This is a genomic window from Planococcus liqunii (genome assembly GCF_030413595.1).
GTDB lineage: Bacteria > Bacillota > Bacilli > Bacillales_A > Planococcaceae > Planococcus > Planococcus liqunii.
Genome location: NZ_CP129238.1, coordinates 1,304,825 through 1,323,847 on the forward strand (window position 1 = coordinate 1,304,825; position 19,023 = coordinate 1,323,847).

General features: G+C 49.3%; 11 protein-coding genes, 20 tRNA genes and 3 rRNA genes. 33 read left to right on the top strand and 1 reads right to left on the bottom strand.

Translation table 11 applies throughout. The annotated features are described in order from the left end of the window. Window positions 1-7 precede the first annotated feature (7 nt). The 24 genes from QWY22_RS06530 to QWY22_RS06645 all read left to right on the top strand — a co-directional run bounded on the left by QWY22_RS06530 (window position 8) and on the right by QWY22_RS06645 (window position 8,289). A complete protein-coding gene (locus tag QWY22_RS06530) occupies window positions 8-910 on the top strand; it encodes a DMT family transporter (RefSeq protein WP_300983630.1) in 903 nt (300 codons plus the stop codon). A 354-nt stretch (window positions 911-1,264) separates the two neighbouring features. After that, window positions 1,265-2,814: ribosomal RNA gene (locus QWY22_RS06535) — 16S ribosomal RNA — on the top strand. A 290-nt stretch (window positions 2,815-3,104) separates the two neighbouring features. Further along, a 23S ribosomal RNA gene (locus QWY22_RS06540) occupies window positions 3,105-6,039 on the top strand. Between the two features lie 125 nt (window positions 6,040-6,164). Beyond that, window positions 6,165-6,280: ribosomal RNA gene (gene rrf, locus QWY22_RS06545) — 5S ribosomal RNA — on the top strand. The 16S, 23S and 5S rRNA genes sit together here with 20 tRNA genes alongside, the layout of an rRNA operon. A gap of 9 nt (window positions 6,281-6,289) precedes the next feature. After that, a tRNA-Val gene (locus tag QWY22_RS06550) sits at window positions 6,290-6,365 on the top strand. Window positions 6,366-6,378: 13 nt separating this feature from the next. Next, window positions 6,379-6,454, top strand: a tRNA-Thr gene (locus QWY22_RS06555). A 9-nt stretch (window positions 6,455-6,463) separates the two neighbouring features. After that, a tRNA-Lys gene (locus QWY22_RS06560) sits at window positions 6,464-6,539 on the top strand. A gap of 24 nt (window positions 6,540-6,563) precedes the next feature. Continuing rightward, window positions 6,564-6,648 (top strand) — tRNA-Leu (locus QWY22_RS06565). A gap of 5 nt (window positions 6,649-6,653) precedes the next feature. Then, window positions 6,654-6,728 (top strand) — tRNA-Gly (locus QWY22_RS06570). A gap of 28 nt (window positions 6,729-6,756) precedes the next feature. Beyond that, window positions 6,757-6,845 (top strand) — tRNA-Leu (locus QWY22_RS06575). Window positions 6,846-6,886: 41 nt separating this feature from the next. Next, window positions 6,887-6,963, top strand: a tRNA-Arg gene (locus QWY22_RS06580). A 25-nt stretch (window positions 6,964-6,988) separates the two neighbouring features. Further along, window positions 6,989-7,065: transfer RNA gene (locus tag QWY22_RS06585), tRNA-Pro, on the top strand. A 6-nt stretch (window positions 7,066-7,071) separates the two neighbouring features. Beyond that, window positions 7,072-7,147: transfer RNA gene (locus tag QWY22_RS06590), tRNA-Ala, on the top strand. A gap of 20 nt (window positions 7,148-7,167) precedes the next feature. Next, window positions 7,168-7,241 (top strand) — tRNA-Met (locus QWY22_RS06595). A gap of 8 nt (window positions 7,242-7,249) precedes the next feature. After that, window positions 7,250-7,326: transfer RNA gene (locus tag QWY22_RS06600), tRNA-Ile, on the top strand. A 14-nt stretch (window positions 7,327-7,340) separates the two neighbouring features. After that, a tRNA-Ser gene (locus QWY22_RS06605) sits at window positions 7,341-7,433 on the top strand. A gap of 189 nt (window positions 7,434-7,622) precedes the next feature. Next, window positions 7,623-7,699, top strand: a tRNA-Met gene (locus tag QWY22_RS06610). Window positions 7,700-7,703: 4 nt separating this feature from the next. Continuing rightward, window positions 7,704-7,779 (top strand) — tRNA-Asp (locus QWY22_RS06615). Between the two features lie 18 nt (window positions 7,780-7,797). Then, window positions 7,798-7,873, top strand: a tRNA-Phe gene (locus QWY22_RS06620). 6 nt (window positions 7,874-7,879) lie between these two features. Next, window positions 7,880-7,953, top strand: a tRNA-Gly gene (locus tag QWY22_RS06625). A gap of 10 nt (window positions 7,954-7,963) precedes the next feature. After that, window positions 7,964-8,040 (top strand) — tRNA-Ile (locus tag QWY22_RS06630). 1 nt (window position 8,041) lies between these two features. After that, window positions 8,042-8,116, top strand: a tRNA-Asn gene (locus tag QWY22_RS06635). 4 nt (window positions 8,117-8,120) lie between these two features. After that, window positions 8,121-8,211 (top strand) — tRNA-Ser (locus QWY22_RS06640). 6 nt (window positions 8,212-8,217) lie between these two features. Continuing rightward, window positions 8,218-8,289, top strand: a tRNA-Glu gene (locus QWY22_RS06645). A gap of 80 nt (window positions 8,290-8,369) precedes the next feature. Here the strand turns inward: QWY22_RS06645 and QWY22_RS06650 are convergent. Beyond that, window positions 8,370-9,332, bottom strand: a complete 963-nt coding sequence (locus QWY22_RS06650; RefSeq protein WP_300983631.1) for a DMT family transporter — start codon at window positions 9,330-9,332, stop codon at window positions 8,370-8,372. 321 nt (window positions 9,333-9,653) lie between these two features. Between QWY22_RS06650 and QWY22_RS06655 the strand changes: the two genes are divergently transcribed. The 9 genes from QWY22_RS06655 (at window position 9,654) to QWY22_RS06695 (ending at window position 18,985) form a co-directional block, all read left to right on the top strand. Further along, the gene (locus QWY22_RS06655) at window positions 9,654-11,045 is read left to right on the top strand and encodes an isochorismate synthase (protein WP_300983632.1); all 1,392 of its coding nucleotides are present in this window, start codon (window positions 9,654-9,656) and stop codon (window positions 11,043-11,045) included. Beyond that, a complete protein-coding gene (gene menD, locus QWY22_RS06660; protein ID WP_300983633.1) occupies window positions 11,032-12,729 on the top strand; it encodes a 2-succinyl-5-enolpyruvyl-6-hydroxy-3-cyclohexene-1-carboxylic-acid synthase in 1,698 nt (565 codons plus the stop codon). Before QWY22_RS06655 ends, menD begins: the two co-directional genes overlap by 14 nt. Then, window positions 12,729-13,556, top strand: coding sequence for a 2-succinyl-6-hydroxy-2,4-cyclohexadiene-1-carboxylate synthase (gene menH, locus QWY22_RS06665; RefSeq protein ID WP_300983634.1), 828 nt, complete (start codon window positions 12,729-12,731; stop codon window positions 13,554-13,556). The genes menD and menH overlap by 1 nt, the downstream gene beginning before the upstream one ends. Next, window positions 13,553-14,371, top strand: coding sequence for a 1,4-dihydroxy-2-naphthoyl-CoA synthase (menB, locus tag QWY22_RS06670; RefSeq protein WP_224077328.1), 819 nt, complete (start codon window positions 13,553-13,555; stop codon window positions 14,369-14,371). The genes menH and menB overlap by 4 nt, the downstream gene beginning before the upstream one ends. Before the next feature lie 64 nt (window positions 14,372-14,435). After that, window positions 14,436-15,869 carry an o-succinylbenzoate--CoA ligase gene (locus QWY22_RS06675; RefSeq protein ID WP_300983635.1) on the top strand — a complete coding sequence of 478 codons (1,434 nt, stop codon included), beginning with the start codon at window positions 14,436-14,438 and terminating at the stop codon, window positions 15,867-15,869. Further along, window positions 15,860-16,924, top strand: coding sequence for an o-succinylbenzoate synthase (menC, locus tag QWY22_RS06680; protein ID WP_300983636.1), 1,065 nt, complete (start codon window positions 15,860-15,862; stop codon window positions 16,922-16,924). The genes QWY22_RS06675 and menC overlap by 10 nt, the downstream gene beginning before the upstream one ends. Before the next feature lie 107 nt (window positions 16,925-17,031). Next, window positions 17,032-17,700, top strand: a complete 669-nt coding sequence (locus QWY22_RS06685; RefSeq protein WP_300983637.1) for an MOSC domain-containing protein — start codon at window positions 17,032-17,034, stop codon at window positions 17,698-17,700. 168 nt (window positions 17,701-17,868) lie between these two features. Beyond that, complete coding sequence (locus tag QWY22_RS06690) at window positions 17,869-18,234, top strand: hypothetical protein (RefSeq protein WP_300983638.1); 366 nt, start codon at window positions 17,869-17,871, stop codon at window positions 18,232-18,234. Window positions 18,235-18,253: 19 nt separating this feature from the next. Then, window positions 18,254-18,985, top strand: a complete 732-nt coding sequence (locus QWY22_RS06695) for an AAA family ATPase (protein WP_300983639.1) — start codon at window positions 18,254-18,256, stop codon at window positions 18,983-18,985. Window positions 18,986-19,023: the final 38 nt, after the last annotated feature.

Here is a 19,023-nt window from a genome sequence, read left to right on the forward strand (position 1 = left end):
CATTATTATGGAAAAGCCAGTGGTCCATCCTTTTATTCCGATCATAATCGGTGTTTTCTCAGTTGCACTTTCTGCAATCTTTGTGAAAATGACGACTGCTGATTCGGGAGTTACAGCATTTTACCGCATGCTGTTCTCAATTTTGATCATGAGTCCGATCTTCTTTATGAAATATACCCATGAAATCAAGAAGCTAAGCAAAAGAGATTGGATTTTCACTTCAATCGCTGGGATTTTCTTAGCATTTCATTTCATTTTATGGTTTGAATCTTTGAATTATACGTCCGTGGCTAGTTCAACGGTTCTCGTAACACTGCAGCCGCTATTCGCTTTTATTGGTACGTATCTTTTTTTTAAAGAGCATATTTCCCTCAAGACCTTAATTTCCGGAATGATTGCAGTGCTAGGGAGCGTATTGATCGGTTACGGGGATTTCAAGATAAGCGGAACCGCTTTATATGGAGATGTGTTAGCTTTAATCGCTTGTGCATTAATTACGGGCTATCTGCTTTTTGGGCAGGACGTTCGAAAAAGACTTTCGCTAATTACTTATACATTTGTAGTTTATAGCGTTAGCACACTAACATTATTCTTCTATATCATATTCAAAGGCGAATCATTTGGGCCTTATCCGGCTAGCGAATGGATGTGGTTCTTGTTATTGGCGATCATTCCAAACCTTCTCGGGCATACATTATTTAACTGGTCGCTTAAGTGGGTGAGCACGAATGTGATTTCCATTGCCATTCTTTTTGAGCCGGTAGGGGCGGCAATACTGGCTTATTACATACTTGGAGAGACCTTGAGCGCCAGTCAGATTATCGGCGGAAGTGTAGTGTTGGCGGGGATTATCTTGTTCGTTGCCGACTACCAAAAAATAAAATCAATCTTTTTTAAGAAAAAGGGTTGATTTTATCCGCTGGGCGGTTTATATTTATACATGTCCTTAAGACGACGCGAAAAAATATTTTAAAATAGTATTGACTTCGAATCTCAAGTAGGATATATTAATAAAGTCGCCAATGAGCGGCGCACAAAACATGAACCTTGAAAACTGAACAGCAAAACGTCAACGAAAGACGTCACGAGCGCCTTGGCGCGAGAACGGCTTTTGCGAAGGTTGCCGCAGGCAATCGGCGCAAGGGTGCGTGAGCAACACGGTGTTCGTGGCTTAACATACTGATCAGGCTTTGGCCAGATCAAGCGACTCGTGCGTTCTTCGGAACGGCGAGACGCCAGCAGAATTTGAGCAAGTCAGTTCTCTATAATGGAGAGTTTGATCCTGGCTCAGGACGAACGCTGGCGGCGTGCCTAATACATGCAAGTCGAGCGGAACACTTGGAGCTTGCTCCAAGCGTTTAGCGGCGGACGGGTGAGTAACACGTGGGCAACCTGCCCTGCAGATCGGGATAACTCCGGGAAACCGGTGCTAATACCGAATAGTTTGACCTCCCTCCTGGGAGGTTACGGAAAGACGGTTTCGGCTGTCACTGCAGGATGGGCCCGCGGCGCATTAGCTAGTTGGTGGGGTAACGGCCCACCAAGGCGACGATGCGTAGCCGACCTGAGAGGGTGATCGGCCACACTGGGACTGAGACACGGCCCAGACTCCTACGGGAGGCAGCAGTAGGGAATCTTCCGCAATGGACGCAAGTCTGACGGAGCAACGCCGCGTGAGTGATGAAGGTTTTCGGATCGTAAAACTCTGTTGCGAGGGAAGAAACCGTGCCAGCTAACTACTGGCACCTTGACGGTACCTCGCCAGAAAGCCACGGCTAACTACGTGCCAGCAGCCGCGGTAATACGTAGGTGGCAAGCGTTGTCCGGAATTATTGGGCGTAAAGCGCGCGCAGGCGGTCCTTTAAGTCTGATGTGAAAGCCCACGGCTCAACCGTGGAGGGTCATTGGAAACTGGGGGACTTGAGTGCAGAAGAGGAAAGTGGAATTCCATGTGTAGCGGTGAAATGCGTAGAGATGTGGAGGAACACCAGTGGCGAAGGCGACTTTCTGGTCTGTAACTGACGCTGAGGCGCGAAAGCGTGGGGAGCAAACAGGATTAGATACCCTGGTAGTCCACGCCGTAAACGATGAGTGCTAAGTGTTAGGGGGTTTCCGCCCCTTAGTGCTGCAGCTAACGCATTAAGCACTCCGCCTGGGGAGTACGGCCGCAAGGCTGAAACTCAAAGGAATTGACGGGGGCCCGCACAAGCGGTGGAGCATGTGGTTTAATTCGAAGCAACGCGAAGAACCTTACCAGGTCTTGACATCCCGCTGACCGCCTTGGAGACAAGGCTTTCCCTTCGGGGACAGCGGTGACAGGTGGTGCATGGTTGTCGTCAGCTCGTGTCGTGAGATGTTGGGTTAAGTCCCGCAACGAGCGCAACCCTTGATCTTAGTTGCCAGCATTCAGTTGGGCACTCTAAGGTGACTGCCGGTGACAAACCGGAGGAAGGTGGGGATGACGTCAAATCATCATGCCCCTTATGACCTGGGCTACACACGTGCTACAATGGACGGTACAAAGGGCTGCCAACCCGCGAGGGGGAGCCAATCCCAGAAAACCGTTCTCAGTTCGGATTGCAGGCTGCAACTCGCCTGCATGAAGCCGGAATCGCTAGTAATCGTGGATCAGCATGCCACGGTGAATACGTTCCCGGGCCTTGTACACACCGCCCGTCACACCACGAGAGTTTGTAACACCCGAAGTCGGTGAGGTAACCCTTGTGGAGCCAGCCGCCGAAGGTGGGACAGATGATTGGGGTGAAGTCGTAACAAGGTAGCCGTATCGGAAGGTGCGGCTGGATCACCTCCTTTCTAAGGATAATCTCGGAACGAAACCTGCGGGTTTCGGTTGACGTTTTGCGTTCAGTTTTGAAGGTTCACTGAAAGGCGAAAAACGCCGTTCAGCTCAACCGGCTGCTGGAAGGCTTGACTTGACATGCTTGCATGTCGAAGGAAAGCGTGAAGCAGACGCGGGAGCTGGCGTTTGGAGCTGGACATGACACTTCAACCCTTGTTCTTTGAAAACTGGATATGACGACATTGAAACAACGAAAACAAGCAACACGAGTGATGAGACCGATTTTTTCGGTCGACTTTCTAATGGTTAAGTTAGAAAGGGCGCACGGTGGATGCCTTGGCACTAGGAGCCGAAGAAGGACGGCACTAACACCGATATGCTCCGGGGAGCTGTAAGTGAGCATTGATCCGGAGATTTCCGAATGGGGGAACCCACCGCCTTTAATGGGGCGGTATCCATGTGTGAATTCATAGCACATGAGAAGGCAGACCCAGGGAACTGAAACATCTAAGTACCTGGAGGAACAGAAAGCAAATGCGATTCCCTGAGTAGCGGCGAGCGAAACGGGATCAGCCCAAACCAAGAGGCTTGCCTCTTGGGGTTGTAGGACACTCAATACGGAGTTACAAAAGAAGCGGTTAGGCGAAGCGACCTGGAACGGTCCGCCACAGTGGGTAACAGCCCCGTAGCCGAAAATCGCTTCCCTCCTGAGTGGATCCTGAGTACGGCGGAACACGTGAAATTCCGTCGGAATCCGGGAGGACCATCTCCCAAGGCTAAATACTACCTAGTGACCGATAGTGAACCAGTACCGTGAGGGAAAGGTGAAAAGCACCCCGGAAGGGGAGTGAAACAGATCCTGAAACCGTGTGCCTACAACTAGTCAAAGCCCGTTTATGGGTGATGGCGTGCCTTTTGTAGAATGAACCGGCGAGTTACGATTGCATGCAAGGTTAAGGTGAGAAGCCGGAGCCGCAGCGAAAGCGAGTCTGAATAGGGCGAATGAGTATGCAGTTGTAGACCCGAAACCAGGTGATCTACCCATGTCCAGGGTGAAGGTAAGGTAACACTTACTGGAGGCCCGAACCCACGCACGTTGAAAAGTGCGGGGATGAGGTGTGGGTAGCGGAGAAATTCCAATCGAACCTGGAGATAGCTGGTTCTCTCCGAAATAGCTTTAGGGCTAGCCTCAAGATAGAGAATCCTGGAGGTAGAGCACTGTTTGGACTAGGGGCCCATCCCGGGTTACCGAATTCAGACAAACTCCGAATGCCAGTGATTTATGCTTGGGAGTCAGACTGCGAGTGATAAGATCCGTAGTCAAGAGGGAAACAGCCCAGACCACCAGCTAAGGTCCCCAAATATCCGTTAAGTGGAAAAGGATGTGGCGTTGCTTAGACAACCAGGATGTTGGCTTAGAAGCAGCCATCATTTAAAGAGTGCGTAATAGCTCACTGGTCGAGTGACACTGCGCCGAAAATGTACCGGGGCTAAACGGATTACCGAAGCTGTGGATGGACATCTCAGATGTCCGTGGTAGGAGAGCGTTCTAAGGGCGTCGAAGCGGGACCGGAAGGATCCGTGGAGCGCTTAGAAGTGAGAATGCCGGTATGAGTAACGAAAGACGGGTGAGAATCCCGTCCACCGAATGCCTAAGGTTTCCTGAGGAAGGCTCGTCCGCTCAGGGTCAGTCGGGACCTAAGTCGAGGCCGATAGGCGTAGACGATGGACAACAGGTTGATATTCCTGTACCACCTCCCCGCCGTTTGAGCAATGGGGGGACGCAGAAGGATAAGGCGAGCGCGCCGTTGGTTGAGCGCGTCCAAGCAGCAAGGTGGGAAACGAGGCAAATCCCGTTTCCGCAAACATTGAACTGTGACGGCAAGGGGCATTGCGCCCTGGAGTCCCTGATTTCACACTGCCAAGAAAAGCCTCTAGCGAGGCGGGAGGTGCCCGTACCGCAAACCGACACAGGTAGGCGAGAAGAGAATTCTAAGGTGAGCGAGTGAACTCTCGTTAAGGAACTCGGCAAAATGACCCCGTAACTTCGGGAGAAGGGGTGCTCTGGTAGGGTGTATAGCCCGAGAGAGCCGCAGTGAATAGGCCCAGGCGACTGTTTAGCAAAAACACAGGTCTCTGCAAAACCGTAAGGTGACGTATAGGGGCTGACGCCTGCCCGGTGCTGGAAGGTTAAGGGGAGTGCTTAGCGCAAGCGAAGGTGCGAACTGAAGCCCCAGTAAACGGCGGCCGTAACTATAACGGTCCTAAGGTAGCGAAATTCCTTGTCGGGTAAGTTCCGACCCGCACGAAAGGCGTAACGATCTGGGCACTGTCTCAACGAGAGACTCGGTGAAATTATAGTACCTGTGAAGATGCAGGTTACCCGCGACAGGACGGAAAGACCCCGTGGAGCTTTACTGCAGCCTGATATTGAATTTTGGTGCAACTTGTACAGGATAGGTAGGAGCCAGAGAACCCGGAGCGCCAGCTTCGGGGGAGGCGTCGGTGGGATACTACCCTGGTTGTATTGAAATTCTAACCCACGCCCCTGATCGGGGCGGGAGACAGTGTCAGGCGGGCAGTTTGACTGGGGCGGTCGCCTCCTAAAGAGTAACGGAGGCGCCCAAAGGTTCCCTCAGAATGGTTGGAAATCATTCGCAGAGTGTAAAGGCACAAGGGAGCTTGACTGCGAGACGTACAGGTCGAGCAGGGTCGAAAGACGGGCTTAGTGATCCGGTGGTTCCGCATGGAAGGGCCATCGCTCAACGGATAAAAGCTACCCCGGGGATAACAGGCTTATCTCCCCCAAGAGTCCACATCGACGGGGAGGTTTGGCACCTCGATGTCGGCTCATCGCATCCTGGGGCTGTAGTCGGTCCCAAGGGTTGGGCTGTTCGCCCATTAAAGCGGTACGCGAGCTGGGTTCAGAACGTCGTGAGACAGTTCGGTCCCTATCCGTCGCGGGCGCAGGAAATTTGAGAGGAGCTGTCCTTAGTACGAGAGGACCGGGATGGACACACCGCTGGTGTACCAGTTGTTCCGCCAGGGGCATCGCTGGGTAGCTATGTGTGGCCGGGATAAGTGCTGAAAGCATCTAAGCACGAAGCCCCCCTCAAGATGAGATTTCCCATTGCGCAAGCAAGTAAGATCCCTCAAAGACGATGAGGTAGATAGGTTCGGGGTGGAAGCGCGGCGACGCGTGCAGCTGACGAATACTAATCGATCGAGGACTTAACCAAACCCGTTGTTTTCACCATGTCGCATATCCAGTTTTGAAGGCGCAAGCCGCAGGTTTTTTGAAAAAAAAGCTTGCAATACCTTGTAGACTTGGTATAATAAAACTTGTCTTTCAAAAACAATCCAGTCCAGTGATGATGGCAAAGAGGCCACACCCGTTCCCATCCCGAACACGGAAGTTAAGCTCTTTTGCGCCGATGGTAGTTGGGGGTTTCCCCCTGTGAGAGTAGGACATTGCTGGGCATACATAACGGAGGATTAGCTCAGCTGGGAGAGCATCTGCCTTACAAGCAGAGGGTCGGCGGTTCGATCCCGTCATCCTCCACCATTTTTTCTCTTTCGCCGGAGTAGCTCAACTGGTAGAGCAACTGACTTGTAATCAGTAGGTTGAGGGTTCAAGTCCTTTCTCCGGCACCACTCATGTTTGAGCCATTAGCTCAGTTGGTAGAGCATCTGACTTTTAATCAGAGGGTCGAAGGTTCGAATCCTTCATGGCTCACCATTTTTACAACTTCATTATTGCCACGCGGGTGTGGCGGAACTGGCAGACGCACTAGACTTAGGATCTAGCGCCTTCGGGCGTGGGGGTTCGACTCCCTTCACCCGCACCATTTTTGCGGAAGTAGTTCAGTGGTAGAACGCCACCTTGCCAAGGTGGAGGTCGCGAGTTCGAACCTCGTCTTCCGCTCCATTTTTTTGCACAATCTTGCTAACCCTAAGCCGGGGTGGCGGAACTGGCAGACGCACAGGACTTAAAATCCTGCGGTAGGTGACTACCGTACCGGTTCGATTCCGGTCCTCGGCACCATTAAGCAAAAAAACCGTAGGTTTTCTCCTATATTATAAGAAGCGCCCGTAGCTCAATTGGATAGAGTACTTGACTACGAATCAAGCGGTTAGAGGTTCGAGTCCTCTCGGGCGCGCCATATTTTCAACTCAGCAGTTTCAGTTCGGGAAGTAGCTCAGCTTGGTAGAGCACTTGGTTTGGGACCAAGGGGTCGCAGGTTCGAATCCTGTCTTCCCGACCATTCAATGGGGCCTTAGCTCAGCTGGGAGAGCGCCTGCCTTGCACGCAGGAGGTCAGCGGTTCGATCCCGCTAGGCTCCACCAACTATAATATTAAAGATCCTGGCGGCGTAGCTCAGCTGGCTAGAGCGTACGGTTCATACCCGTAAGGTCGGGGGTTCGATCCCCTCTGCCGCCACTTTTTTAGGACCTTTAGCTCAGTTGGTTAGAGCAGACGGCTCATAACCGTCCGGTCGCAGGTTCGAGTCCTGCAAGGTCCACCATTTATTATTATCACGGAGGAATACCCAAGTTTGGCTGAAGGGATCGGTCTTGAAAACCGACAGGGGAGTCAAATCCCGCGGGGGTTCGAATCCCTCTTCCTCCTCCATTTATTTTAAAATGTGTGGACTATCATTTTTAAACTTCTATATAATAGAAGAAACTCAATTATTATTGTCGCGGGGTAGAGCAAATCGCTGAACGAAGATAGCGATTAACACCGAAGCAGCCGAAAGGCGATGCAGGTGGCCATCAAGCGAAAAGCGTAAGAGTAACAATGTATCGCCTATATTATTGTCGCGGGGTAGAGCAGTTCGGTAGCTCGTCGGGCTCATAACCCGGAGGTCGCAGGTTCAAATCCTGCCCCCGCAACCAAAAAGGTCCCGTGGTGTAGCGGTTAACATGCCTGCCTGTCACGCAGGAGATCGCCGGTTCGATCCCGGTCGGGACCGCCATTTTTATCTTAATGATGTGGGTCAGTAGCTCAGTTGGTAGAGCATTAGATTGAAGCTCTAAGTGTCGGCGGTTCGATTCCGTCCTGACCCACCATTTTTTGCGGGTGTAGTTTAGTGGTAAAACCTCAGCCTTCCAAGCTGATGATGAGAGTTCGATTCTCTTCACCCGCTCCATTATACATATGGGCCTATAGCTCAGCTGGTTAGAGCGCACGCCTGATAAGCGTGAGGTCGATGGTTCGAGTCCATTTAGGCCCACCATTCCGAAGTAGCTCAGTGGTAGAGCACCGCACTGTTAATGCGATGGTCGTAGGTTCGAGTCCTACCTTCGGAGCCATACTGGGGAAGTACTCAAGTGGCTGAAGAGGCGCCCCTGCTAAGGGTGTAGGTCGGGAAACCGGCGCGAGGGTTCAAATCCCTCCTTCTCCGCCAGTAATTGGCCCCTTGGTCAAGCGGTTAAGACACCGCCCTTTCACGGCGGTAACACGGGTTCGAATCCCGTAGGGGTCATCTTAAAAGAGACATGCATTCAATTGCATGTCTCTTTTTTCTTTTGCTTAATTAAGGAATAGCCACTCTGGTCGGAGCGGCTATTCTTGTTGAACCACAAGTTCTTGTTTTTTTGTGGCTGCTTGGCTATGGATAATCATGCCGACCATCACTGTGGCGATTCCAATCCAGCCTAAAGAAGAAGGCAAAGCAATCGAGAGGAAAATCACTTCTCCCGCTAACGCAAACATTACTTCCAAAGACTGGGTGGCTTCTACAGCAGCCAGTTTTTTCATATCTTGGCGCACCATGTCTGTGGCCATGAAAAACAGGACCGTCGCCACCACCCCGGAACAAATGGCGACAAGCAATGATTGGAGCATCTGAGATGAACTTGGTGCCCCTTCAATCCACAATCCATAGCCAGAAAGCATGATCCAAAAAGGAAGACTCGCTAAGGTCATACCGAGAACACGTTGATATGCATCCAACCTGCCGTTGCAAAGTTCCATCATCTTGCGGTTGCCTAAGGGATAAGCAAATGAAGCTAAGAGTACGGGAAGAAAACCTAGTAGGAAGCTTTTTAAAGGCAACTGCTGAGCATTCTCCAGCTGCAGGAGCAAAACCCCTAAAAGAATGATGAGAGACAATGCTAATCCCCGATAAGGTATTTGTTCACGAACCAGAAGAGGGCCGTTTCGCGTCTGAATTGTAGAGTAGAACAACGGAGCCAATAAAGAACCTGAAATGATGGTAATTTGCCAAGTACCGGCAATCAGCCAGCCAGGAGAGTAGGCAGCTGCATAGCATAAGGGGGCATAAAAGAGGACGAATCCAATAAAGCTCCATAGCAGCCAGGCAATCGGATTGCTTTTCATTTCCGCTAGAAGCGGCTTTAGGTTTCTTCTAGCAAGTACTATCACCAGTAAAAATGGCACCATAAAGAGATAGCGCAAAGAGGCGCTCCAAATCCAGCTTCCTCCCGATAATTCCATACTGGCATTTAAAACAAAGGTGAAGGCAAAAAAGAAAGCTGCAAAAATTCCAATGGCAATAGGGCGCACATGATTTCCTCCTGCTTCTGAAAATTTATCTCAATATATCGCGTTTGTCCTTAGAGGTCAATGCAAGGCGCCGTTTCCTTTTCCAGATAGCAGCAATTTACTTGCCGAAGATCATGGCTACAAGTTCATGCTATTTTTTATTGAGTTAAACTTTAGAGATAATTTAGACATAAATGCGTTAGTTTTGGATTTCAATATAAGGGGAAATACAGCAAATGTTGTGCTGAATTTAGCAGAAAAGAGTATGATATAAGATAGAGATTAAATAGTGAAGCAGATTGTGCTTATATGGCACAACCAGTTTAAAACGGAGGGAAAAAGATGAATCCACAACAGTATTCATCGATTGAACAATATGCGGATACGCGCTACTCAGCGTACCGTTTTTACACTGAAACAATTGAAGTGTCGCGCATGTCGGCATTGGCTTTTTTTGAAGCCGGAGAAAAGCAGTATAAGGGAAAACGCATGTTTTGGCAAAACCGCGAAAAGACCTTTACCTTGGTTGGCCTTGGCCATGCGCATGTACTCGCTTCATCGGTTCAGCAAGGCCGCTTTGAGGAAATTAAGCAAAAGTGGGAGAGCCTGTGCAAACAGATTGTGAATGAAGAACCGGATGTCGAACCGATTTTATTCGGCGGTTTTTCATTTGATCCGTTAAATGAACTTGAAAGTGAATGGACGCATTTTCCGGAAGCTTATTTTGCAGTGCCTTCTTTCCAGTTGGTCATTAAAGATGATCAAGCCTACGTCAGCATCAATTTGATCACGGCAGAAAAGGAGACGTTCAATCAATTCGAGCTTATGCGAAAAGAACGTGACCGGCTGATCCATGCGGCACAGGTTCTAGAGTTGCCGAAGTATCAGAAACCGTTAGTAATGGACCGCACGGAAATCAAAAAAGAACAGTATCTTGATTCGATTGATAAAGTCACTGGCATCATTAAAGCGGAACAGGCAGAAAAAGTGGTCATTGCCCGGTCGTTGAAATTGGACTTTGAAGAGCCGCTTTCGGCTTCTTCGGCGTTGTACCAAGTTTCGGAAGAACAGCCCGAAAGTTTCTTGTTCGGGATGGAAGCAGAAACCCAGTTTTTCTTCGGCGCTACACCCGAACGCCTTGTAAAAGTGAAAGAAAGCCAGGCGTTGTCCACTTGTCTTGCCGGGTCGACTCCGCGCGGAAAAACCATGGAAAAAGATATGGAACTTGGGGAAGCATTGTTGAATGACAAGAAAAATCGGTCGGAACATCAATATGTAGTAGACATGATCCGTGAAGTATTCAATGGCCATACTTCACGTTTAACTGTGCCCAATGTCCCGAAACTGATGAAGATACGGGACATCCAGCATTTGCATACGCCGGTAGAAGGAGAGCTGAATTCCGGTTCTACCTTGTTTGACTTGGTCCGCGACTTGCATCCAACTCCGGCACTTGGCGGGGAGCCGAAACAAGAAGCTCTGGATATAATACGCGAGTATGAAACAATGAACCGGGGGTATTACGCGGCACCGGTTGGGTGGATTGATGCAAAAGGCGACGGGGAGTTTGCCGTAGCAATCCGCTCAGCGCTATTAAACGAAAAAGAAGCTTATTTATACGCAGGAGGCGGAATTGTAGAAGATTCCACACCTGAATCGGAGTACGATGAAACCTGGGTTAAATTCAGACCGATGCTGCGTGCACTTGGAGGTCTATTAAGTGACGAATCGTAAATCTTTAACTGAATATGTATCCGCATTTACCCATTCGCTCATGCATTTAGGCATCACGGATGTCGTCATCAGTCCAGGATCCCGTTCTACTCCGCTTGCCTATGCGTGCATGAAGCAAGAGGGCCTGACCGTTTACCGGCAAATTGATGAACGGTCGGCTGCATATTTTGCGCTTGGGATGGCCAAAGCATCCGGCAATCCGGTTATGCTGCTTTGCACTTCTGGAACAGCAGCAGCAAATTATTTTCCCGCTATTGTAGAAGCTTATTATGCAAGGGTGCCGCTTTTGGTCGTAACGGCAGACCGGCCGCACGAATTGCGTGAAGTCGGTGCTCCGCAGGCCATCAATCAAATCAATCTTTTCGGCTCCCATGTGAAATGGGCTACCGATTTGCCGATGCCGGAAGACAACAACTTGCTTGAATTTTTGGCGCGCCATTTGCATCGTTCGGTAGCAACGGCCAAAACAGAGCCAAAAGGGCCGGTGCATTTGAATGTGCCGTTCCGAGAACCTTTGCGGATTGATTTTGACCAGCCCTTTGAAAGCCGCGGAGAAATGATGCATTTCACCGGGGAATTTAAGCTGAATCAGGAGACGGAGACCTTCCTGCAAGGATTGCTGCAAACAGAGCGCGGCTTATTGGTAGTAGGGGAAATGGCAGCTCCGATGCCGCAAGAATTTTGGCAGTTTATTGCAGATTTGCAATGGCCGGTGCTTGCAGATCCATTGTCCAATCTGCGCGCCAACGTCAAACCGGAACATCAGCATTTAATCATCGATTCCTATGACGCGATTTTAAAAAGTGAGGCGTTCAAGGAATCGATGGCGCCGGAAGTGGTCATCCGCATCGGGCCGCAGCCGGTATCCAAACCGCTGACTTTGTATTTGGCAGCGGTTAAACCGAAAACCTATGTTGTTTTTGATGAAAGCGCGATGATGCGCGATGCCCAGTCGGTTGTGACGCATCACATTCAATCGGCTGCTAAGGGCTTGTGGCAGTTGCCACTCGAAGCGAGAGAAAACAATGCCTATACAGCAAAATGGCAGCAGGCATCCGAATTGTATTGGCAATTGATGGACCAGCATTGCGAAAAAGAACTGGACGAAGGCGTATTGGCAAAAGTGCTGTTTGATGAACTGGAAGGGTGCCATTTGGTGGTCAGCAGCAGTATGCCGATCCGCGACTTGGATACGTATTTCCAGACAACCGATTGTGATGTGGTGGTTTATGCCAATCGCGGAGCAAACGGAATTGATGGCGTGGTTTCAACCGCTTTCGGTGTGCAGGCGGCGGTTAAACGCCCAACTTATTTATTGATTGGAGACTTATCGTTCCTGCATGATATGAACGGGTTGATTGCTTCAAAAATGCAGGAAACGGATTTGACAATCGTGGTGATGAACAATGATGGAGGCGGGATTTTCTCTTATTTGCCGCAGTCGGAGGAAGAGCGTTATTTTGAAGACTTGTTTGGAACGCCGACAGGGATGAATTTTGAAGATGCTGCACGTATGTATGATACGGAATATGCCTCTGCAAAGACGAAAGAAGAGCTTGTGCAAGCATTGCGTACGCCAAAACAAAAAGCCGTTAAAATCATTGAAGTCTTTACCGATAGACAACAAAACGTGAAGGTCCACCGGAAGCTGTGGAACCGGCTGAGCGAGGAGCTGTCGAAGTAATGGAGATGGAGATTGCCGGGGTTCGGTATTATGTAGAAGTTTTGAATACGGACAAAGCGCCGACCATCGTTTTCCTCCATGGTTTTACCGGAAGCTCGAAAACCTGGGACGAAGTGGTGAAGTTTTTCCCGGATTACAAAATTGTACAGGTTGATTTGATCGGCCATGGCAGAACGGAATCACCGGAAGATTCGGCGCGTTATACGATGGAGCGGCAAATCGATGATTTGGACGTGCTTCTTCGCCACTTGAAAATAGACGACTTTGCTTTAGTCGGCTATTCGATGGGCGGGCGCACAGCACTTGCTTATGCCTGTACGCATCCCGAACGCCTGAGAGCGCTAGTGTTGGAAAGTTCGTCTCCCGGTTTGAAAACCGTTTCGGACCGCTTGGAGCGGCAGCAGCGCGACAGTGAGCTGGCGTTAAAAATTTTGGCGAATGGCATTGCTTCATTTGTGAATAGCTGGGAGAATATTCCGCTGTTTAACAGCCAGAAAAGTTTACCGGTAAACGTCAGACAAGCGGTTCGGGCAGAGCGGCTATCCCAAAATCCATTGGGCCTTGCTAACAGCCTGATCGGCATGGGCACAGGCAGCCAGTCTTCCTACTGGGGCAAACTCAATAAGCTGGAAGTTACCGTTTTGCTGCTGAGCGGCACATTGGATCCCAAGTTTATGGCGATTGCCGATGAGATAAAACAAGCATTGCCGAAAGTCCAGCACGGCGTTATTGAAGCGGGCCATGCATTACATGTGGAAAAACCCGCTGAATTTGCTACAATGGTAAAGGAGTATTTGAGTTTATATTATCGAGGAGGAAAATCATGACACGCGAATGGGTTACAGAACGTACATATGAAGATATCAAGTATGAAACGTACAACGGCATTGCTAAAATTACAATCAACCGTCCGGAGGTGCGCAATGCATTCCGTCCGAAAACCGTACATGAAATGATCGATGCATTTTCACGTGCACGCGATGATTCAAAAGTAGGCGTTATCGTTCTAACGGGCGAAGGCGAAAAAGCATTCTGTTCTGGAGGCGATCAATCGGTACGCGGACACGGCGGCTATGTTGGGGAAGATGAAATTCCCCGCTTGAACGTATTGGATCTGCAGCGTTTGATCCGTGTGATTCCAAAACCGGTTGTTGCCATGGTGGCTGGATATGCCATCGGAGGCGGACACGTCCTGCACGTGGTATGCGACTTGACGATTGCTGCTGACAACGCACGCTTCGGCCAAACAGGTCCTCGTGTCGGTTCATTTGATGCCGGCTATGGTTCCGGTTATTTGGCCCGCATCATCGGCCATAAGAAAGCACGTGAAATTTGGTACCTATGCCGTCAATACGACGCTCAGGAAGCGCTTGATATGGGCTTAGTCAATACAGTGGTCCCTTACGAGCAATTGGAAGATGAAACCGTAAAATGGTGTGAAGAAATGCTTGAAATGAGCCCAACTGCACTACGCTTTGTAAAAGCGGCAATGAATGCCGATACAGACGGCCTTGCTGGACTTCAGCAAATGGCTGGAGACGCGACATTGCTTTACTACACAACCGACGAGGCAAAAGAAGGACGCGACGCGTTTAAAGAAAAACGCAAACCGGATTTCGGCCAATTCCCTCGTTTCCCTTGATCAACGAATAAACAGAAGCTGTCCTCTTCAGGGGCAGCTTTTTTTAAAGAAAGGATTTTTTGCAATGACGTATCCGAATTGGCTGAGCCAGCGTAGCTTCTTAAGCGGGAGCCGTATGGCTTTATCTTTCAAGGAACAGCAATGGACATTTGAGGAAATCAATGAATTGGCGCTTGAGTATGCCGGAAAACTTTCAGCGCTCGGCGTCCGGCAAGAGTCGCGCGTCGCCATCCTGGCCAAGTCCAACCCTGAGTTTGTCTTTGTCATGTACGGGTGCCTGCATGTCGGCTGTGAAATGGTCATGCTCAATGAACGCCTGGCTGCACCGGAACTTGCTTACCAGATCGACGATTCAAAAGCTGAATTTGTTTTGGCCGATGATGAGCTGCAAGGAAAAGTGGCGGACCGGAATCCGGTTTTATTCAGCGCCATTCGGGAGACGGTTCCGGCATCTTTTGAAGTCCAGCCTCAGTGGGACAAAGAACGCACCATTTCGATCATGTATACATCCGGGACAACGGGCAATCCGAAGGGAGTCCGCCAAACGGCAGAAAACCATTTTTCGAGCGCTGTTTCGTCAGCGCTGAATATTGGCATCTCACCGGAAGATGTCTGGCTTTGTTCTGTGCCGCTCTTTCATATCAGCGGATTTTCAATTTTGATGCGGTCGCTGATTTATGGCATGGGTGTTCGGTTGTACGAGAAATTCGATGCAAAACGCAGTGCGGAAGAAATCTGCAATGGCACAGTGACCCATATGTCGCTGGTCGGCGTCATGCTCGAACGCGTATTGAGCAATGTGGAAGAAGCGTCCATGAATGCGTCGACGCGATTTAAAGCGATTCTTGCAGGGGGCGGACCGATTCCTGTGGCGTATATCCAGCGAGCTGAACGGTGCGGCATCCCGGTTCTCCAAACCTACGGCATGACCGAAACGTCCTCCCAAACCACGACGTTGCAATCTGCAGATGCAGAGCGGAAAATCGGCTCTTCCGGAAAGCCTTTGTTTTTGTATCAAGTGAAAATTGAAGGAACCGGCCAGCCGGGTGAAAAAGGAGAGATTTTGATTCAAGGGCCGCAAGTGACACCGGGGTATATTGGCAAGTTTTCGGACCGCAATGTTAAGGAAGACGGCTGGCTCCATACAGGGGACATCGGTTATATGGATGAAGAAGGCTTTTTATTCGTCATTGACCGGCGCTCGGATTTAATCGTTTCAGGCGGGGAAAATATCTACCCGGCCGAGATTGAGAAAGTGCTGCTTGCGCATCCAGCTGTCCGGGAAGCAGGCGTATGCGGGGTGCCGGATGCGCAATGGGGCGAAATTCCGGCCGCGTTTGTTGTATTGAATGCACCAGCAGAAGCAGAGGAATTAATCGCTTACTGCAAGAAACAAATTGCCTCCTATAAAGTACCGAAGCGTTTATCCTTTGTTGAAGCGCTGCCGCGCAATGCATCGAACAAACTGCTCAGAAGAGAGCTGAAGCTATGGAACTGACCATTTCGGCCATTGATATATATGAAGTGAAAAAACCATTAAAACAGCCGTTCAAGACCTCTTTACAGACAGTGGAAGAGCGGGAAAGCCTGATTGTGAAAGTCAGCGACGCAGAAGGCTCGGGAGGCTACGGAGAGTGTGTCGCGTTCACGACCCCTTGGTACACGGAAGAAACGGTGGCAAGCTGCCGTTTTGTCATTCAAGAAGTGCTGATTCCGTTATTGCTGCATCAAAACCTGAAGCATCCCGGACAAGTCAACCGGATTTTCCAGCAAGTGAAAGGCAACCGGATGGCGAAAGCGGCTGTTGAGATGGCTGTCTGGGATTTGTTTGCCAAGAAAAAAGGCGTGCCGCTATGGAAACTGGTCGGCGGAGAAAAAAAGGCGATCCCGGCAGGCATTGTCGTGGCTGCAGATCCTGAGAACATTGAAAGCCAGGTGGCAAAGGCAACTGCTGCAGGATACAAACGCGTTAAAATCAAAATCAGTCCGTTATCTGATTTGGATTTGCTGTCAGGCATCATCCGGAAATACCCGGAGCAGCTGTTTTTCGCAGATGCCAATGGCACCTTTGCGGAAGAAACCTTTGAACAATTGCTAGAACTTGACCAGGCTGGCTTTGCCTTGATCGAACAGCCTTTTGGGGAAGAACAATGGGAGCTCCATGCAAAAGCAAAGAAGTCCATGAAAACTGCTATTTGCCTGGATGAAAGCATCCGCAGTTTTGAAGACGTCCAACGGATGATTGAAGAACAAGCAGGAGATATGATTGTCCTGAAGATGGGGCGCCTTGGCGGCTGGAGTGAGACGCTGAAGGTTGCCAGACTATGCAATAACCATTCCATCGGCATGTGGGTTGGCGGGATGATCGAGTTCGGTGTATCAAAAGCGCACAATTTGGCTTTGGCATCTTTGCCGGAGATCATCTTGCCCGGCGATTTTTCCGATTCGCTTCATTTTTGGCAGGAAGATATTGTCTTCCCGGAAATCCGCGTGGACAATGGTGAGGTGATGTTGAGCGAAGAGAACGGCATCGGTTACGAAGTGAAAATATGAATAAGGCTGAATCCTTTTTGGATTTCAGTCTTTTTTTGTTAAGATAAGAAATATGATAGTAGAATTTTCGAAATCTACCGAATAGGAAAAGGAAGGGAGGAAATATTATGAAAAACTTTACTAAAGCCACTATCCATAATTTATCTATCGGTACTCCGAAAACTTTGAAATATGGAAATGGCAAAGAAATGCAATCAGCTATTGAAAAACAAGCAGTCGAGCGGGTATTTTTGGCGAAAGAAGGGTTCCACGGGGACCAAGTAGCAGATTTAAAACATCACGGCGGACCAGAACGGGCCGTGTGCATTTACCCAGCGGAGCATTACCCGCTATGGGAACAGGAATTCCAGAAGCCGCTGCCGCCGGCAACATTCGGAGAAAACCTGACAGTGTCAGGCATGCTGGAACAGGATGTATACATCGGCGATATTTTCCGGATTGGCGATGCAATTATTCAAGTGACGCAAGGAAGAGTGCCTTGCCAAACCATTGATCGCCGGCTGGAAATGACCCCTTTAATGAAACGGATGGTGAAGACCGGTTTTACCGGGTATCTTTGCCGGGTTCTTGAAGAAGGAGAAATTCGAGCGGATTCGGACATTGAATTAATTGAGTCACATCCTGAACAGATCTCTGTTCTTTATACCAATGAAGTGAATTTCCACCGAGCAAAAGACATCGAGGCAATGACAAAGATATTAAAAGTAGATGCATTGGCAGAAGAATGGCGGAAACATTTCGAGAAACGGCTGGAGAAGCTGACTGCTTCCCAATAAAGAATTGAAATACAGGCAAGAAAATAGATGAGATGATCGGTGATCCGCCAAAAATGAGCTATTCGAAAGCAAATTTTATCCCAAAAAGGATGTAGATGAATGTCAGGGGGGATGAATCTTTTGCTAACGTACAATGGAAAGTCGAGCGGTCTAAGAGGAGGCGTGCTAATGAGAGGGATTGTTTCTCTATTACTATTGGGATTTACGTTTCTAATGTTCAATGATTTTTTTCCTGAAGCATTGCCGGGTTTGAATGTTTCCAAATGGATCGTTTTACTGCTTTTCTTAGTTATTTTCATTTGCATAAGCGTTTCGGCTGATAAAGAACTAGAGGAACACCGAACATTAAAATGGACTTTATTTAGCAGCTTGTATTTAATGTTTGTAATCATCGGTATGAGTTTGCTTGGCGGCCAATCCACATCTGGAATTTCTCTGGACAGCCCCATCGTATGGGCATTGTTTTTGGTGTCGCTTTTCCAAATTTCAGTTCAGCTAAAGCGCCGGAATTCAAAAAAATCACAAGAACTATAAAAAGCTTGGGAGTGTAGCAATGTTTTTAAAAAGAATCAGTTTGATGCGGGACCAAGTGCCGGATTTTTCGCAGCATCCGTTTGATATTCCCTCAATTGCTAGTTTCGATCAATTGAACTTGGCGAGTCCCGTAACCTTCTTTGTCGGAGAAAACGGTTCGGGGAAGTCGACGCTGCTGGAAGCGATTGCGGACAAATGCGGCTTTAACACGGCTGGCGGCGGGCGCAATAATACATATGAAACCCATGCGGCAGAATCGGAACTCGGAGACTACGTCCGGCTGTCCTGGATGCCGAAAGTGTCGAACGGCTTTTTCATGCGGGCGGAATCTTTCTATCATTTCGCTTCCCATATCGACGAATTACAAAGGGATGGGAATGATGCTTATCGGAGCTACGGCGGCCGTTCGCTGCACGCCCAGTCACACGGGGAATCATTTCTGTCGCTGTTCATGAACCGCTTTAACGGCCAGGCCATCTATCTTCTTGATGAGCCGGAAGCGGCGCTGTCTCCCCAGCGCCAGCTGACTTTTCTGCGCATCATGCACGAGCTGGCAGAAGAAGAGGAATGCCAATTTATCATTGCCACACATTCGCCGATTCTTTTGGGCTACCCGGGAGCACAAATCCTGAGCTTTGATGGCGGCGCAATAGAAGAAATCGGTTATGAAGAAACAGACCATTTTAAAATCACCAAATACTTTCTAGACCATCGTGAAAAGTTTTTGAAAGAGTTATTGGAGGAAGAATAAAACAAGAAACTGGATTGGGGAGATTGGATTGGGAAATC

Bases quoted from the DNA above. Each gene is read 5' to 3' on its own strand.
- QWY22_RS06530 (WP_300983630.1), top strand. From the start codon at position 8: ATGGAAAAGCCAGTGGTCCATCCTTTTATTCCGATCATAATCGGTGTT.
- QWY22_RS06655 (WP_300983632.1), top strand. From the start codon at position 9,654: ATGAATCCACAACAGTATTCATCGATTGAACAATATGCGGATACGCGC.
- menH (WP_300983634.1), top strand. From the start codon at position 12,729: ATGGAGATGGAGATTGCCGGGGTTCGGTATTATGTAGAAGTTTTGAAT.
- menB (WP_224077328.1), top strand. From the start codon at position 13,553: ATGACACGCGAATGGGTTACAGAACGTACATATGAAGATATCAAGTAT.
- QWY22_RS06675 (WP_300983635.1), top strand. From the start codon at position 14,436: ATGACGTATCCGAATTGGCTGAGCCAGCGTAGCTTCTTAAGCGGGAGC.
- menC (WP_300983636.1), top strand. From the start codon at position 15,860: ATGGAACTGACCATTTCGGCCATTGATATATATGAAGTGAAAAAACCA.
- QWY22_RS06685 (WP_300983637.1), top strand. From the start codon at position 17,032: ATGAAAAACTTTACTAAAGCCACTATCCATAATTTATCTATCGGTACT.
- QWY22_RS06690 (WP_300983638.1), top strand. From the start codon at position 17,869: ATGAGAGGGATTGTTTCTCTATTACTATTGGGATTTACGTTTCTAATG.
- QWY22_RS06695 (WP_300983639.1), top strand. From the start codon at position 18,254: ATGTTTTTAAAAAGAATCAGTTTGATGCGGGACCAAGTGCCGGATTTT.